Origin of the sequence: Pseudomonas sp. NBRC 111119, from assembly GCF_001320125.1 — a bacterium.
Taxonomy (GTDB): Bacteria; Pseudomonadota; Gammaproteobacteria; order Pseudomonadales; family Pseudomonadaceae; genus Aquipseudomonas; species Aquipseudomonas parafulva.
Genome location: NZ_BCAV01000024.1, coordinates 95019 through 111688 on the forward strand (window position 1 = coordinate 95019; position 16670 = coordinate 111688).

The window sequence follows — 16670 nt, forward strand, 5'->3', positions numbered from 1 at the left end:
ATGGCTATCAGTGTTTTCGACCTCTTCAAAATCGGCATAGGCCCCTCAAGCTCACACACGGTGGGCCCGATGCGCGCTGCGGCAACCTTTGCCCAGGCGTTGCGCGAGCAAGGCCTGCTGGCCCGCGCCCAGCGTGTCGAAGTGCGTCTGTACGGTTCGCTGTCGGCAACCGGGGTGGGGCATGCCACTGATCGGGCATGCCTGTTGGGTTTGATGGGCCAATGGCCTGATCGCATCGACCCGGCCACCATCGACTCGCGCATCGGCCAGGTGTTGCAGGAGCGTTGCCTGATGCTCGATGGCAGCCAGCCGCTGACCTTCGACTACGCGCAAGACATGCTGCTGTTGGACGAAGACCTGCCGTACCACCCCAATGCCATGCGCCTCGAAGCCTTCGACAGCGGCGCCAGCCTGCTCAGCCAGACCTACTACTCGGTCGGCGGCGGCTTCATCGTCGAGCAGGCAGAAATCGACCAACCGGCTGGCAACAGCCAGGCGGTGGCCCTGCCGTACGAATTCGACAGCGCCGAGCAGTTGCTGAGCCTGTGCAAGGTTCACGGCTTGAGCGTGGCCCAGCTGATGATGGCCAACGAATGTGCCTGGCGGCCTGAGGCAGACGTGCGCGAAGGCCTGCTGCGGATCTGGGCGGCCATGCGTGAGTGCGTGAACAATGGCTTGCGCAACGAAGGCATCCTGCCGGGCGGGTTGCATGTGAAGCGCCGTGCGGCAAAGTTGCACCGCAGCCTTCAGGAACTGGGCAAGCCCAACGTGATCGGCTCGACCCTCAGCGCCATGGAGTGGGTCAACCTGTTCGCCTTGGCGGTCAACGAAGAAAACGCAGCCGGCGGGCGCATGGTCACGGCGCCCACCAACGGTGCTGCGGGTATCATCCCCGCCGTGCTGCACTACTACATGAAGTTCAACCCCACGTCCTCTGATGCCGATGTGGTGGACTTCCTGCTGGCCGCGGCAGCGGTGGGCATCCTGTGCAAGAAGAACGCCTCTATTTCCGGTGCCGAAGTGGGTTGCCAGGGCGAGGTGGGTTCAGCCTGTTCGATGGCTGCCGCCGGCCTGGCGCAGGTGCTGGGGGCAACGCCGCCGCAGCTGGAAAACGCGGCGGAAATTGCCCTGGAGCATAACCTGGGCCTGACGTGCGACCCGGTGGGCGGCCTGGTGCAAGTGCCCTGCATCGAGCGTAACGCCATTGCAGCGGTGAAGGCGATCAACGCCGTGCAGATGGCCTTGCGCGGCGACGGTGAGCATTTCATCTCGCTGGACCGGGTGATTCGCACCATGCGCGACACCGGGGCAGACATGCACGCCAATTACAAGGAAACGTCCCGGGGGGGCCTGGCCGTCGCCTTTGTGGAGTGCTGATGCCCCTGTGGCGCTTAACGCGCCAGCGTGCCTTTGAACAACCCGCGCAATTGTTCGTTGCCGGCATCGATCAGGTGGTTGTCGTCGAAATACAGCGGCACTCCACCCTTGGACCCCATGCATTTCCCATCAGGGCACAAGTACGGCACCGGGTCGATGACCTTGGCGTTGCACGTGGCCGCTGCCGTGTCCATGGCTGACAGCGCCAGGCGGTTGCGGGCCAGGTAACCCGCCAGTGGGGTTGAGATATCAGCCTTGATGCCCAAAACCCGCGCCTGCAGGTTCAACCCCTTGTAGACACTGAACGGCATTTCCGGGATGGGCTTGACGATGTACACGGGCCGGTGGCTTGCCAGCATGCAGACCGTGTCGGTGTAAGCCTGGACGAACCGCTGCTCGAACGCACGGCTGCCCTGGTCCTGTACCCCCTCGAAGTACAGGCTGTAACCGCTGTGGCGACGCGGGTCGGTGTACAGCGCCGCGCGGCTGAACAGGAACAGCGGCACCCCCTGGTGCTCTGTTTGCAGTATCGCGAACTTCTCGGCATTGAACGCCTTGCAGTTGCGCTCGACCTCCTTGTTGTTCATCTGGAACTCGATCAGGGTAGGGCAGCCCGCACGGGCCCAGCCAAGCGCTGCCTGATCGGTTTCCAGCATCAAGGCCGCCGCGGTTGACTGGGCATGGCTGTCACCCAGCAGAATGGCCGTGATTTCGCCGGAGCCCAACTGGCATTGCGAAGCGCCAAATGCGTTCGGTGTGCACTGCTGGGTATACAGCTTGCTTTCGTATTCCGGTTTTCCGTCCTGCTTGACCCAGCGCACCTGAGGGTTGTGCTTGACCGCAGAACCCAGCGCGCCGGCAGCGGCAACCACCAGCAGGCCCATGCCAACGTAGCGGGCAAGGCCCATGGCTGGCCGTGCCACTTTGCGTGTTCTGGCCTCGACGCCATAGTAGGAGAGCGCACCCAGGCCCACCGACAAGAGCATGGCGACCGTGGTCGCCAGCGGGTTGTCCAGCAGCCCGCAGGTATACAGAAAGACCACCAGCGGCCAATGCCACAGGTAGATTGAATACGAGCATTTCCCCAGAAATTGCAGCAACCGGTTGCGTGCGAACGCGCTGTTTGAGTTGGCCTGGATCACCAGCATGGCACCGGCAACGGGCACCAGGGCCAGGTAACCAGGCCAGGCAGCGTCGTGTGGCAGCAGCACCAGGGCAGCGCCAATCAGCGCCAGCCCTAGGGTTTCAGAGGCGGCCACCGCCCGCCCCGAAAGCTTCAGCGGGTACAGGTACACCAGCCCGCCGGCAATCATTTCCCATGCCCGGGTAGGCAACAGGAAGAACGAACCTACAGGGTGGCTGGCGCTGCAGGCCATGGACGCCGCAAGGGAACAGACCCCCAGGGCCGCCACCATGAGTTTCACCTTACGAAGATTGCCCAGCCTGAACAGGGCCATGAGTATCAGCGGGTACAGCAGGTAGAACTGCCACTCCACCGACAGCGACCAGGTGTGCAGCAGCCAGTTTTCCTGCAGTGGGGCGTCGAAGTAGCTGCCGTCCTTGGCAAAGTAGTGGTTGGACGTGAACAGCAGGCTTTCCTTGGTGGTGCGCAACAACTCCCGGTAGTCGTCCGTGGGCAGGAAGAAGTAACCGAACACGGCCAGCACCACGCACAGTGCGGCAAGCGCGGGAATGATCCGGCGCGCCCTGGCGGCATAGAAAGCGATGAGCGAGAACTGCCCGGCTTGCAGGCCAGTGGCGATGATCCGGGTCATGAGATAACCCGAGATCACGAAGAACACATCCACGCCAATGAAGCCGGCGCTCAGGCCTGCGGTCTTGAAGTGGTAGAGCACGACGGACATCACAGCCAACGCCCGCAAGGCGTTGATGTTCTTGTGGAACTGCATGGGTGAGGAATCCTGAACTAACCGGGGCAGCACTGCCCGCTTCCCTTTGAGCGCCCGCTGGGGTGGCGGTGCGTTTTTTTAGCGGGGCAGGTTAGCACAGGGCCTGCTGCACAGGGGGTTAACCGAGCGCTTCGCGCAGGCGGTACCAGAGCATGCCCATGGCCAACAGCGGCGAGCGCAGGGCTTTGCCGCCGGGGAAGGTGAGGTGGGGGACGGCGCTGAACACGTCCAGGCCCTGGCTGTGGCCCACGGCTATACCCTCGGCCAACAGCTTGGCGGTCCAGTGGGTCACGTTCAGCCCATGGCCCGAATAGCCTTGGGCGTAGTAGACGTTGGGGTGCTGGCGCAGCCGCCCCACCTGCGGGAACCGGTTGGCCGTGATGCCGATCATGCCGCCCCACTGGTAGTCGATGCGCACGTTGGCCAGCTGCGGGAACACGTTGAGCACCTTGGGCCGCATGTAGGCGCCGATGTCCCGAGGGTCGCGCCCGGAGTAGTGGCAAGCGCCCCCGAACAGCAGCCTGCGGTCTGCCGTGAGGCGATAGTAGTCCAGGCCCACTTTCTGGTCGCACAGGGCCATGTTCTGCGGGATCAGGCTGGCTGCCAGCGCCTCGGGCAGCGGCTCGGTGGCCACCACATAGCTGCCGGCTGGCAACACCTTGCCGCTGAGCGTTGGCTCCAGGCCCTCCAGGTGGGCATTGCAACCCAGTACCAGGTGCTCCGCCTGCACGCGGCCGTGGGCGGTGTGCACGGTTACCCGTGAGCCGTGTTCAATGCGCAGCACCGGGGTTTGCTCGAAGATCTGCACGCCAAGGCCTGCCGCCGCACGGGCCTCGCCCTGCACCAGGTCCAGCGGGTGCAGGTGGCCGGAGCCCATGTCGACCATGCCCCCGGCATAGCGATCGCTCGCCACGACCTCATGCAGGCGCTCGGCGCTGACCAGGCGGGTTTCGGGGCGATACCCCAGGCTGGCCAGGTCATCCTGCTCGGCGACGAACGCTTCGAACTGGGCGGGGGTGTTGGCCAATTCGCAAAAGCCCCAGCGCAAGTCGCACGCAATGCCATAGCGGGCGATGCGCTCGGCCACCAGGGTGACCGAATCGATGCCGGCCTGCTTCAGGTAACGCACGCCCTCCTGGCCCACATGCCGAGCAAAGCCCGTGACGTCATGGCCGATGCCACGGATCAGCTGGCCGCCGTTGCGCCCACTGGCCCCCCAGCCGATGCGCCGGCCTTCCAGCAGCACCACCGACAGCCCGCGCTCAGCCAGTTCCAGGGCGGCGTTGACCCCGGTGAGGCCGCCACCGACCACGCACACATCGGCGCTCAGGTCACCCGCAAGGCTGGGGTAGGGCGCCGGTTGCCGGGCGCTGGCGGCATAGTACGAGGCAGTGTGTTGGCTCTGTGCAGGCATGGGTATTCTCGGCTCAGCGGTTGGACTTGATCTTGGTCCAGGACCGGGTCATCAGGCGCATGATCTTCGGGCTCTGGGTGGTGGAGATGTACAGCTTGTCGAGCACCTCCTGCGGCGGATAGATCTCGGGGTTGTTTACCAAGGCTGCATCCATGTAGGCCTTGGCATCCGGGTTGCCGTTGGCGTACCCGACTGTGTCGCTGACCTTGGCGATCACCTTGGGGTCCATCAGGTAGTTGATGAAGGCGAGGGCCTGCTCCGGGTTGTTGGCATCCTTGGGGATGGCCAGCAGGTCGAACCAGAGGTTGCTGCCCTCCTTGGGGATGCTGTAGGCGATTTTCACACCGTTCTTGGCCTCGGCGGCGCGGTGAGCGGCCTGGAACACATCGCCGGAGTAGCCGAAGGCGATGCAGATGTTGCCGTTGGCGAGGTCAGACACGTATTTGGAGGAGTGGAAGTAGGTAATGTACGGGCGCAGCGCCAGCAGGCGTGCTTCAGCCTTGGGGTAGTCGGCCGCGTTTTCGCTGCGCGGGTTCATGCCCAGGTAGTTGAGCATGGCCGGGAACAGTTCATCCGGGGAGTCCATGAACGCCACACCGCACTGCTTGAGCTTCTTCAGGTTCTCGGGCTCGAACAGTACCGCCCACGAATCGATACGGTCGATGCCCAGGGCGGCCTTGACCTTGTCGACGTTGTAGCCGATGCCGTTGGTGCCCCACAGGTAGGGCACAGCATAGCGGTTGCCGGGGTCGTTCTGCTCCAGCAGTTTCAGCAACTTGGGGTCCAGGTGCTGCCAGTTGGGCAGCTTGCTGCGGTCCAGCGGCATGAACGCGCCGGCCTGGGCCTGGCGGGCCAGGAAGTGGTTCGAGGGCACCACCACGTCATAACCTGTGCGCCCGGCCAGCAGCTTGCCCTCCAGGGTTTCGTTGGAGTCGAACACGTCATACACCACCTTGATGCCGCTGCTGGCCTGGAAGTCGGCCAGGGTGGTGTCACCGATGTAGTCGGTCCAGTTGTACACGCTGACGCTGGATTCGGCGTGGCTGGTGGTGGCGAACAGCAGGGTGAGTGCAGCCGCCGTCAGGGTGTGCAGATGACGCATGGGAACACCTCGTTGGTCTTGTTGTTCGAAGTCGGTGTAGCGGGGCTGCGGCGCAGCCCCGGTGGCTCAGACGCTCAGCATCAGGAACTCGCGCTCCCACGAGCTGATAACGCGCTTGTAGTTTTCATGCTCGGCACGCTTGACCGCCACATACCCCTGGACGAACTGCTTGCCCAGGTACTGCTGCACGGTTTCGCAGTCTTCCATGTGCTGCAGGGCGTCTTCGATGGTGATCGGCAGGCGCAGGTTACGCCGCTCGTAGGCACGGCCCTGCACCGGTGCGCTGGGGTCGACCTGTTCGACCATGCCCAGGTAGCCGCACAGCAGGCTGGCCGCGATGGCCAGGTAAGGGTTGGCGTCTGCGCCGGGCAGGCGGTTTTCCACGCGCATCGACTCGGGGCTGGAGGTGGGCACCCGCAGGCCTGCCGTACGGTTTTCTTCACCCCACTCCACGTTCACCGGTGCCGAGGTGTCTGGCAGGAAACGGCGGAACGAGTTGACGTTGGGTGCGAACATCGGCAGCAGTTTGGGGATGTACTTCTGCAAACCGCCAATATGGTGCAGGAATAACGTGCTCATGCTGCCGTCGTCGTTGGCGAAAATCGGCTTGCCCGTGGCGATGTCCACCACGCTCTGGTGCAGGTGCATGGCGCTGCCGGGCTCGTCGGTGATCGGCTTGGCCATGAAGGTGGCAGCCACGTTGTGCTTGAGCGCAGCTTCGCGCATGGTGCGCTTGAACACCGTGATCTGGTCAGCCAGGTCCAAGGCGTCGCCGTGGCGGAAGTTGATCTCCATCTGCGCCGGGCCGTCTTCATGGATCAAGGTGTCCAGGTCCAGGCCTTGCAGCTCGCACCAGTCGTAGACATCTTCGAACAGGGGGTCGAATTCGTTGGCGGCGTCGATGGAAAACGACTGGCGGCCACTTTCGGCGCGGCCAGAGCGGCCCAGCGGTACCTGCAACGGCAGGTCCGGGTCTTCGCAGCGCTTGGTCAGGTAGAACTCCATCTCCGGGGCGACAATGGGCTGCCAGCCTTTGTCGGCGTAGAGCTTGAGTACTTTCTTGAGCACATTGCGCGGCGACAGCGCAATGGGGTTGCCCTGTTTGTCGAAGGTATCGTGAATCACGATCGCGGTGGGTTCGATGGCCCAGGGTATCTGGTAGACCGCGGTGGGGTCGGGGCGGCACACCATGTCGATGTCGGCCGCGTCCAGCAGGCTGTAGTAGATGTCGTCATCCACGTAGTCGCCGGTCACGGTCTGCAGCAGCACGCTTTCTGGCAGGCGCATGCCACGCTCATGCAGAAACTTGGCGGTCGGGGCGATCTTGCCGCGGGCGATGCCGGTCAGGTCGCTGATCACGCATTCGACTTCGGTGATGCGGTGTTCTTTCAGCCAGGCGGACAGCTGATCGAAAGGGGCGTTCATACAGACCTCTTGGTTGGGTTTTGGGCGGGTAGCAACGCAGGCAGGTGCTTCCCAGGTGACGCGCTGAGGGCTATCTTGGCGACTGATGATTGGGTGATCTATCCACTTTTACCACTTGCCAATGCACCAAAAGAGTGCAAATGGGATATTGCGTGACAGCCGCCAATGCGATGCAGGTCCAGGCGTTCCACACCACCGACGTCACTGAGCAAGTGCGTGCCACCCCTGGCTGGCAGCAGCAGTACCGGCAGATGTCCCCGGGGCATTTCAATGGTGAGCTGCGCAGCCTGGGCCTCGATGGCGTGCAGGTGTACGAGGAGCGCCTCAATACCCGGGTGGAGCAGTTTTTCCGTGCGCCGCCGGGGTCACTGACGTTCTGTTTCGACCGCAGCGATGACAGCCTGTACCTGCTGAACGAGCACAGCCGCAACATCTGGATCACGCCCGAGAACTACCAAGAGGTGGCGGTGGTGTTCGACCAGGCCTTCCTGGCGCAGCAGGGGCTGCACCCATCGCGGCTGGACGGGCTGTACATGATGCCGCTGGGCAGCAGGCAGAACGCGTTGTTCGGCAGTTGGCTCAGTGCCACATTGCGGCAACTGGCCGAAGCGGGCTGCCCGCACCAGGCCCAGGCCCTGGCGCCGCAATTGCTGGAGGACTGCCTGTTCATTCTGGACAACGCCTGCCAGCGCCTCCAGGGCGCGGCCCTGGGCCGACGTGACGAGGCGCGGGCGATCATGCGTTCGGTCAGTGAATGGGCAGCCGATTGCCCTGAAGAAACGCTCAACCTGGTGGAGCTGGCAGACGTGGCCGGGGTGTCGCTGCGCCAGTTGCAACAGGCGTTCCGCGCATTCACCGGTATGCCACCTGCACAATGGCTGCGCTTGCGCCGGCTCAATGGCGCCAGGCGCGACCTGCTGCGTGACACTGGCGTCACGGTGGCAGAGGTCGCCATGCGCTGGTCGTTTTGGCATTTAGGAAGGTTTTCAGAGAGTTACAGGCAGTTGTTCAAGGAGTTTCCAAGCGAGACATTGAAGCGGGTGAGGGTGGGGATGGGCTGACATGGGCCTGCATTCCCCCCTGAAAATTGCTATGGTGCCGCCCTGATCAACCCGAGGTGCCGATGTTCTATCTGCCTTTGTCTGGCGAACAGGCTGACCGCCTCGCCAACGACACCCCTGCCCACTTCCTGGCCGCGGCCTCGCTGCTTCAGGCTGCGGCTGCCGTGTTCGTGCAGAACCTGCCGCGCCAGCCGTCTACTGCCACAGCAGACGCACAGGAGCGCAGGTTTGCCGAGGTGGTGCGTATCGCCAGCCAGGTCGAGGCCGCCGCACCTGGGCGTTTTCAAGGCCAGGTGCAGCAGCAGTTCGACCGCGAGGCGTTTGCCATGGGGCTGGGCATGTTGGGCGAGAACGGCATCGCCCTGCTGGCGGACGATGTGCCCTGCAGCGCCGACGAACTGCTCGACGAGCAGGGTGAGTGGCGTTTCCAGTTCGCCGACCTGTATCGCCAGCGTGTGACACCGCTGCACCCCGTGTACCTGCCAGCCCTGGCCAGCGACCTGATGCTCAGTGATCAACAGAACCGGCTGCTGCGCGAGTTCCTCAGTGGCGTCGACGAATCGGTCGCCGTGCAGGGCTTCGCCGGTACCGGCAAGACCTTCCTGATCCATCAGTTCGCTCGCCTGCTGGACCCCAAGCGCACCTTGCTGCTGGCCTTGACCGAAGGCCAGTTGCGCGCATTGCAGGCACGGGTGAAGGATGCCGCCGCGTACACCGCGCTCACCTTCGGGCAACTGGCCGACGAGCTGCTCAACCGCGACCTCACCAGCAATGGCTTCCGCCTGCGTGACGCTTACCGCACCAAAAGGTCCTGGCGCCCCCAGGAGGCGCAGGTGGTGCGGTGGCTGGGGATTCCCGACATCGGCCCGCTGGCAGCCCGCGACGTGGTTGCGCTGTGCATACGGGCTGTGCGCACCTTTTGTTACAGCGCCGACAGCCAGCTGCAACTGCACCACCTGCCCTGGGCCGGGGCGGGCACCACGCCTCTGGACCAGGAAGTGCTGCTGGAAAAGGCCCGCCTGTACTGGCAAGAGCTGATACGCCCATCGGCGCGGGACATCCAGCTGCCTCTTCGCGACTACCACCGGATCAAGCTGTTGTCGCTCACTGGCTACATGATTGATTCACGCTACACCCATGTCATCGTCGATGAGGCCCACGAGCTGTCCGCGCCCATGCTGGCTGTGCTCGACCGCACTCCGCAGTCGGTCATCGCGCTGGGCGACGAGTTGCAGAACCTCAATGGCCTCAGCCCGCACCATGGCGGTTTCATCCGCCAGCGCTACATCGATCATTCGCTGCGTGCGGGCCCCGCCATGGACAACGTGCTCAACCCGCTGATACAGGCGCACCCGGCGTCCATCCAGGCAGCGTTCAGCGGCAGTGCCGAGCACTACACCCGCGTGAGCTTCTTTGACACTGTGACGGTGCCGGAGCAGCCCACCGCCTTGATCGTCGATGACGAATGGGGGCTGTTCGGCTGGTTCCAGCGCCTGACCCACCAAGGCGTGCCCTTTGTGCTGCTGCCAAGTGCCCGCAAGGATTTCGAACTGTTCGTCGAAGACTGCATCGAGCTGTACCGCCATGGGACACGCCCGCGCCACCCCATGCTGTTCCGCTATGCCAGCTGGCAGGCACTGGCCCAGGACAAGGGCGACGACAAGGCGTTTATCGCGGTGCACAACATGCTGGGCAAAGGCTACACGCCAGCGCATTTCGCCAAGGCCAAAAGCCGTTACCGCTGGGACAAGGCGCCCACGTTGTTCCTGGGCCGTGTGCGGGATGTGAAAAACAGGGAGTTCGTCCGGGTGATGGTGTCGCCGGAGCTGATGGTGCCCCCGCAGGTGGCGGGTAATCGCAATGAGCGGGCACGCATGCTGGCGGGGTTGTACACCGCCTGTTCGCGCGCCCGGCACGAATTGATCGTGCCAGGTGGGATGCTGGACTGGGTCAAGGACCAAGTTCGCGATTAAGCCTCAGGGGCTGTGCCACAGCCCCTGAGGGAAGGGTCAGTTGCGGTCAAGCCAAACGGTTTGCGCGTTGGTGAACTCACGCACGCCGAAGTGTGACAGCTCACGCCCAAACCCGCTTTTCTTCACCCCGCCGAAGGCCACACGGGGGTCGGACGCACAGTAGCCGTTGATGAACACCGCGCCGGTATCCAGGGCCGTGGTCATGCGCTCGGCCAAGGCGTAGTCGGCGGTGTAGATGGTCGAAGCCAGGCCAAAATCGCTGTCGTTGGCCAGCTCCACCGCATGTTCCGCATCGCGGGCTGTGATAATGGCGGCCACCGGCCCGAACAGCTCCTGCTTGAAGGCAGTCATGTCCCGGGTGACGTCGCCCAGCACCGTGGGCGCATAGACGTTGGCAACGCCCTCCACCTTGCTGCCGCCCAGCAACAGCGTGGCGCCCTCCGCCAGGGTAGCCTGCACCTGGCCGTCCAGCTCATCACGCAGGTCGTAGCGGGCCATCGGCCCGACGTAGGTGTCGTCCTGCAGCGGGTTACCGACCTTGAGTGCGCGGGTAGCTTCCACGAACTTGCGGGTGAAGGCATCGGCGATGCCCTGTTCCACGATCAGGCGCTTGGCAGCCGCGCACACCTGGCCGGTGTTCTGGTAGCGGCCGATCACAGCGGCCTGCACGGCAGCATCCAGGTCGGCATCGGCCAGCACGATGAACGGGTCGGAACCGCCCAGCTCCAGCACGCACTTCTTCAAGGCAGCACCGGCTTGCGCGCCGATGGCCATACCGGCACGCACGCTGCCGGTCAGCGTGACCGCGGCGATACGCGGGTCGTTGATGGCGCGGGTAACGCCGTCCGGGGTCACGTTCAGCACCTCGAACACGCCATCGGGCAGGCCAGCATCTTTGAACAACTTGCCCAGCAGGTAGGCGCTGCCCATCACGTTCGGGGCGTGCTTGAGGGCATAGGTGTTGCCGGCCAGAATGGCTGGCACGGCGCCGCGCAGCACCTGCCAGATGGGGAAATTCCAGGGCATCACAGCCAGGATCGGCCCCAGCGGGCGATACTCGATACGGGCCTTCTCAACTTGGGTCGGTTCCGGGGCCAACATGGCCGGGCCGTGCTCGGCGTACCAGCGGCACAGGCCGACGCACTTGGCCACCTCGCCACGGGCCTGGGTGATCGGCTTGCCGATCTCACGGCTGATCATCTGGGCGAAGGTTTCTGCCTGGCGTTCCAGTGCGTCACCCAGCGCCAACAGGTATTCGCTGCGCTGAGCCAGCGATACCTGGCGCCAGTGCGCATAACCCACCTTGGCACGTTGCAGCGCCGCTTCCAGTGCGGCGTCGTTGTCGAACGGGTAGGCACCAATCTGCTCACCGGTGAACGGGTCGAGGGAGATGGCGTGGGTCTGGCCGCTGATCGCACTCATGGCAAGGATCTCTCGCTGTTATTAGGCAGTGGAGCCAGACTAGCGGGCTAGGGGTTTAATGAAAACTGAATAATAATGAGCGAAACATTCACGTTTGGAGAATGCATTGGACCTGGTGCAACTGGAAATTTTCAAGGCCGTGGCGGAGCAGGGCAGCATCAGCGCTGCCGCGCAGCACATTCACCGTGTGCCGTCCAACCTCACCACACGTATCAAGCAGTTGGAAGAAGACCTGGGCGTTGATTTGTTCATTCGGGAAAAAAGCCGCCTGCGGCTGTCACCCGCTGGCTGGAACTTCCTCGAGTACACCCGCCGCATTCTCGACTTGGTACACGAAGCACGCGCTGCGGTAGCGGGTGAAGACCCCCAGGGCACCTTTGCCCTGGGTTCGCTGGAAAGCACTGCAGCGGTCCGTATCCCGGCGCTGCTGGCCGCTTATAACCAGCGCTACCCCAAGGTGGACCTGGACCTGTCCACCGGGCCCTCGGGCACCATGCTCGAGGGGGTGCTGTCAGGGCGGCTGGTGGCTGCATTTGTCGATGGCCCCATACTGCACCCCACGCTCGAGGGGATGCCGGTGTTCGAAGAGCAAATGGTGATCATCTCGCCACTCAATCACCCACCGGTCACCCGGGCCCAGGATGTGAATGGCGAAAGCATCTACGCCTTTCGCGCCAACTGCTCCTACCGGCACCACTTCGAGAACTGGTTTGTGCAGGACCAGGCGGTGCCAGGCAAGATCCACGAGATGGAGTCCTACCACGGCATGCTGGCGTGCGTCAGTGCAGGCGCAGGGTTGGCCATGATGCCGCGCACCATGCTGGACAACATGCCTGGGTGCAGCACGGTGAGCGCATGGCCCATGTGTGAAGACTTCCGCTACCTCAAAACGTGGCTGGTGTGGCGGCGGGGCACCGTGTCGCAGAGCCTGAGCGCATTTGTGAAATTGCTTGAGGAAAATAGTACAACCAGCTGATTTAAATGAATTATTTTTCAAACATCAGGTCTGGTGACTTGGCCACTCGTTCTTGAGGGAAGTTTTTTGGCGTCAATGATGGCATTTTCCTTTCTTCTTCCTGAACAAGTGGACAATAATCAAGAAAGTATTACTTGTTGTGACCAAAAAAAACTTAATGGTCACCCCATATTTCGAGGGGCCAAAGCCCCCCCTTTGCCGTGTACACCATCAGGAGATGTCGTCGATGAAAACCCGTATTGCAGCGTCGCTCGCCGCCGCTTTGCTTGCGTTTGTGGGGGCCAACCTGGCCCAGGCCGCGCAGATTTCCGGCGCTGTAGGCGCAACTAGCCAAGGCGACATGACCTACCGCATCGGCTTGTCCTTCGACTGGGACAAGAAGTGGCTGGAGAGCAGTGTCGGCCACCTGACCGGCTACTGGGATGCAGGCTACACCTACTGGGAGGGCGGTGACGCCAGCGGCGCGCACTCCCTGTCGTTCGCCCCGGTATTCACCTATGAATTCAGCGGCTTCACCTACACCCCTTACATTGAGGCGGGCATCGGCATCGCGGCCTTCTCCAAGACCAACGTGGGTGACCAACACCTGGGTTCGTCGTTCAACTTCGAAGACCGCATCGGCCTGGGCCTGAAACTGCCGTCGGAGCAGAAGGTCGGCATTCGTGCCATTCACTACTCCAACGCCGGCATCAAGCAGCCCAACGACGGCATCGAGTCGTACTCGCTGTTCTACAGCAAGGGCTTCTGATACCAGGAGCCAGGCCGGTGGGTGGTTCGCTGTCCACAGGCCTGGTGCACCTTAGAACGTGTAGGCAACCCCGGCCTGCAACGTACGCGGTGCCCCCGGGTACACGTAGCTGTTGAATGAGCCTTCGTCGTAGCCTTTGTTGAACACGTTCTTCAAGTCCAGGTTCACACGTACGTGCTCGTTGACCTTGTAGAAGCTCAGCAAGTCCACCACGTTGTAGCGCTCCATGGTGTACGTGGTTGCGGCAGTCTGCCCGGCGCGGTCATCCACGTATTTCACGCCCACACCCAGCCCCAGGCCCTTGGCCACGCCGTCCTGGAATTCGTAGGTGTTCAGCAGGCTGAAGGTGTTGCGCGGAATGTTGGCCAGTCGTGTGCCCGAGGGCAGGGTGGTGTCCTTGGTGACCTCGGCATCCACATAGGAATAGCCGCCGATTACCCGCCATTCCGGGGTCAGGTTGCCGGCCACGTTGATATCCAGGCCACGGCTGCGGACCTCACCGGCCGCCACTTTGAAGGTGCCGGTCGGGTCGTTGGGATCGTTGGCCAGCACATTTTCCTTCACGATATGGTAGATCGCCGCGTCAACGCTGAGCTGCCGGTCCAGCGCTTCCCACTTCACGCCCAGCTCGTAGGACTTGCCTTTTTCCGGGTCGAAGCCGCCGCCGCCACTGGCAGGGGTGCCGGTGTTGGGTTTGAACGACCGCGCCGTGTTGGCATACACCGCCACGGTGTCAGTCAGGTCGTAGAGCAGGCCCAGACGGGGCGTGACGCCATTTTCGCCCTTGCTGAAATCGCGGTTGGTCGGCAGCTTGTCGTCATAGTCATGCTCGAAGCGCTCGAAGCGTACGCCGGCCAGGGCCTTCAGGCGGTCGGTGAGGGCAACCTGGTCCTGGATGAAGAACGCCCAGGTCTGCAGGTTTTCCTTGTCCCAGGTGGTGGTGCGGGTGAGCGCGGGGCGTGGCTGGCCCAGCACGGGGTGGTAGATATCGATCGGGTAGGTGCCATCTTTTGCCGACGAGCGCTGGATGATCGAGTTGTAGTCGTAATTTTCGTACTCCACGCCGGTCAGCAGCGTGTGGCTGAACGTGCCGGTGTCGAAGTGCCCGGTCAGGTTCAATTGCCAGTCGCGGTCGGTCCACTCCAGCTTGCGGTAGTTGAAGTTGCGCTGCAGGGTATGGCCGTCGGCGGGTGCCTTGTTGGCCTCTACCGCGTTGCCCTTCAGGCTGCCGTCCAGAAACTGGAAACCACCAGCCAGGGTCCAGTCGTCGTTGAGCAAGTGCTCGAAGCGGACCTGGGCCATGTTGTTGTCGTTGTGCAGCAGGTTGTCGCTGCCTTTTTCCCAGATGTAAGTGTCACGCGAGGCGCTGCGCGTCTGGGTGCCATAGCGGGTGAGGCCGCGGTCCAGCGGGTGGTTGTTGCGCATGAAGTCGCCTTCGAAGACGATCCTGGTGCTGTCGTTCACCTGCCAGCTGAGCACCGGCGCCACGTCGTAGCGTTCGCTCTGCACATCGTCGCGGAAGCTTTCACCCCCTTCGCCCAGCACGTTCAGGCGGTACGCCAGGGCGCCGTCCTGGCTCAGTGGCCCAGTGGCGTCCAGCGTAGCGCGGTGCATGCCCTGGTCATCCACCTGGGTGCCCAGGGTTACTTTGGGGGCTGCCAGCGGCTGCTTGCTGACCACATTGAAGGTGCCGCCAGGGTCGCCACGGCCATACAGGCTGCTGGCCGGGCCGCGGATGACCTCCAGGCGCTCGACGGTGTTGGCGTCTGGTGCATTGGGGTAGCCGCGGTTGATCGGGAACCCGTTGCGATAGAACTCGCCGGTGGTAAAGCCGCGAACGGTAAAGGTGGTAAGGCCCTGGCCACCAAAATTGTTGGCCCGGCCCACGCCGCCGGCGTAGTCCAGGCCATCTTGCAGGCGGGTGGCACCGGTATCCTGCAGCACATCCTTGGGCACCACGCTTAGCGACTGGGGCGTATCGTGCAAGGCGGTGTCGGTGCGGGTGGCGCTGGCTGAGCGGCTGGCCTTGTAGCCGTCCACCGGGCCGTCAGCCCGTTCGCTGTCGGCGCTACCGGTGATGCTCAAGGCCTGGAGTTCGATCTGGGCCGCGTCACCTGGGGCACCCGGTGCGGCAAAAGTCAGGGGGGAAATGGCATGAAGTACACAAAGCGAAACGAACGTGCGACGCATCGACAGTACGGTCCTGAAAGAGGGCAGTGAAGTGGAAGTTATAACTGCGCCGCGAAAGTACTACGAATCATTATCAAATGCATTATTTAGTTACACGATGTCGCTTTTGGATTAGCAGGCCCCGGCCATCCACTTGGCCAGGCCATGTCGGCCACTCACACCTAGCTTGGCGGTGGCGCGCTTGAGGTAGGTTTCTACCGAGCTGTTCTTCACATTCAGGCGCTGGGCCATCTCTGGCACGGTGCCCCCGGTGAGCAGGCCCAGGCACACTTCCTGTTCCCGCACCGACAGCCTCACCGCTTCCTTGCTCAAGCGCTCGGCAAAGGCCTGGCGCAGCGCAGTGGGTTCCGAATCGTTCGGTGCGCTACCAGGAGGGTGAATACTGTGGTCCAGCAACTGGCCGTGGTGCTCCACCAGGGGGAGCAAGGTTTCGCACAGGTTCTTGAGCTGTGACAGGTCGCCGAGGGAGAAGGCCGGCTGGCTGGGCTGCCGGTGAAAGCTGATGACCCAGCGCTTGCTGCCGCTGCAGGACACCACATGGCACTGGTGGCTGTTGTGCTGCTGGCAACTGCCGTGAGAAGCCTTGAACTCGATCAGCAGCGGGTCGTGCATCTGCCGGATGCGTTGCAGCAGCGGCTGACGCAAGCAGCGGCCACTGTGCTGCACAGGATCCAGCCCGGCGCTGCCCAGTACCTGGATAGTGCTGGGCTCGGCCTGGGGCAGGTCGAGTGTCCATTCGCTGAGCTCCAGCCAGTGCACGCACACCTGGGCCTGCACCAGCCGCAGCATCTGCCCGGCAAAGCCTGCGCCACCGGTGCCGGCGATGAGTTCGCCCAACTGCAGGTACAGTTGCGGGTCGGGGCGGTGTTCGCGGGGGCTGCTCAGCATCATGTCTGTTTTCCTGTAGCCAAAGGTGTGCGGCAGGTGCGCGCTCAGGCGTTCCTCGACGTTGGGGCGGATGTGTGGTTGGCACCTATTCAAGCCCGCCAGGGCCTGGGCGTCTGTAATGGGAATCGGGGACAGAAAATGCCATGGTCTGCCGCTGATGAAAGGCCGGGCCGGGCGTGTGGTG

12 protein-coding genes are annotated in these 16670 nt (G+C 63.2%); 5 read left to right on the forward strand and 7 right to left on the reverse strand.

The window, feature by feature from the left end; all coding sequences use genetic code 11:
* The gene (locus APH25_RS11425; RefSeq protein WP_060482004.1) at positions 1-1377 is read left to right on the forward strand and encodes an L-serine ammonia-lyase; all 1377 of its coding nucleotides are present in this window, start codon (positions 1-3) and stop codon (positions 1375-1377) included.
* A gap of 14 nt (positions 1378-1391) precedes the next feature.
* Here the strand turns inward: APH25_RS11425 and APH25_RS11430 are convergent, their stop codons facing one another.
* From APH25_RS11430 to APH25_RS11445, 4 genes are all read right to left on the reverse strand, one after another.
* Entirely contained in the window at positions 1392-3287 is a 1896-nt protein-coding gene (locus tag APH25_RS11430) for an acyltransferase family protein (protein WP_060482005.1), read from the reverse strand.
* A 118-nt stretch (positions 3288-3405) separates the two neighbouring features.
* Positions 3406-4701 (reverse strand): FAD-binding oxidoreductase, encoded by a 1296-nt coding sequence (locus APH25_RS11435; RefSeq protein ID WP_060482006.1) that lies wholly within the window; start codon positions 4699-4701, stop codon positions 3406-3408.
* Between the two features lie 13 nt (positions 4702-4714).
* Complete coding sequence (locus APH25_RS11440; RefSeq protein WP_060482007.1) at positions 4715-5803, reverse strand: polyamine ABC transporter substrate-binding protein; 1089 nt, start codon at positions 5801-5803, stop codon at positions 4715-4717.
* Between the two features lie 66 nt (positions 5804-5869).
* Positions 5870-7228 carry a glutamine synthetase family protein gene (locus APH25_RS11445; RefSeq protein ID WP_060482008.1) on the reverse strand — a complete coding sequence of 453 codons (1359 nt, stop codon included), beginning with the start codon at positions 7226-7228 and terminating at the stop codon, positions 5870-5872.
* A gap of 152 nt (positions 7229-7380) precedes the next feature.
* Between APH25_RS11445 and APH25_RS11450 the strand changes: the two genes are divergently transcribed.
* Together APH25_RS11450 and APH25_RS11455 are read left to right on the forward strand one after the other, a co-directional pair.
* The gene (locus APH25_RS11450; RefSeq protein WP_060482024.1) at positions 7381-8289 is read left to right on the forward strand and encodes a helix-turn-helix domain-containing protein; all 909 of its coding nucleotides are present in this window, start codon (positions 7381-7383) and stop codon (positions 8287-8289) included.
* Positions 8290-8351: 62 nt separating this feature from the next.
* On the forward strand, positions 8352-10262 hold the full coding sequence (locus tag APH25_RS11455; RefSeq protein ID WP_060482009.1) for an AAA family ATPase: 1911 nt from the start codon (positions 8352-8354) through the stop codon (positions 10260-10262).
* Between the two features lie 36 nt (positions 10263-10298).
* Here the strand turns inward: APH25_RS11455 and APH25_RS11460 are convergent, their stop codons facing one another.
* Positions 10299-11684, reverse strand: a complete 1386-nt coding sequence (locus APH25_RS11460) for an aldehyde dehydrogenase family protein (RefSeq protein WP_060482010.1) — start codon at positions 11682-11684, stop codon at positions 10299-10301.
* Positions 11685-11790: 106 nt separating this feature from the next.
* Between APH25_RS11460 and APH25_RS11465 the strand changes: the two genes are divergently transcribed.
* Both APH25_RS11465 and APH25_RS11470 read left to right on the forward strand, forming a co-directional pair.
* Positions 11791-12660 carry a LysR family transcriptional regulator gene (locus tag APH25_RS11465; RefSeq protein WP_060482011.1) on the forward strand — a complete coding sequence of 290 codons (870 nt, stop codon included), beginning with the start codon at positions 11791-11793 and terminating at the stop codon, positions 12658-12660.
* Between the two features lie 226 nt (positions 12661-12886).
* Entirely contained in the window at positions 12887-13408 is a 522-nt protein-coding gene (locus tag APH25_RS11470; protein ID WP_060482012.1) for an acyloxyacyl hydrolase, read from the forward strand.
* A 51-nt stretch (positions 13409-13459) separates the two neighbouring features.
* Here APH25_RS11470 and APH25_RS11475 read toward each other — a convergent pair whose 3' ends face one another.
* Positions 13460-15598 carry a TonB-dependent siderophore receptor gene (locus APH25_RS11475; RefSeq protein ID WP_060482013.1) on the reverse strand — a complete coding sequence of 713 codons (2139 nt, stop codon included), beginning with the start codon at positions 15596-15598 and terminating at the stop codon, positions 13460-13462.
* Positions 15599-15709: 111 nt separating this feature from the next.
* Complete coding sequence (locus APH25_RS11480; protein ID WP_060482014.1) at positions 15710-16489, reverse strand: helix-turn-helix transcriptional regulator; 780 nt, start codon at positions 16487-16489, stop codon at positions 15710-15712.
* Between the last annotated feature and the right edge of the window lie 181 nt (positions 16490-16670).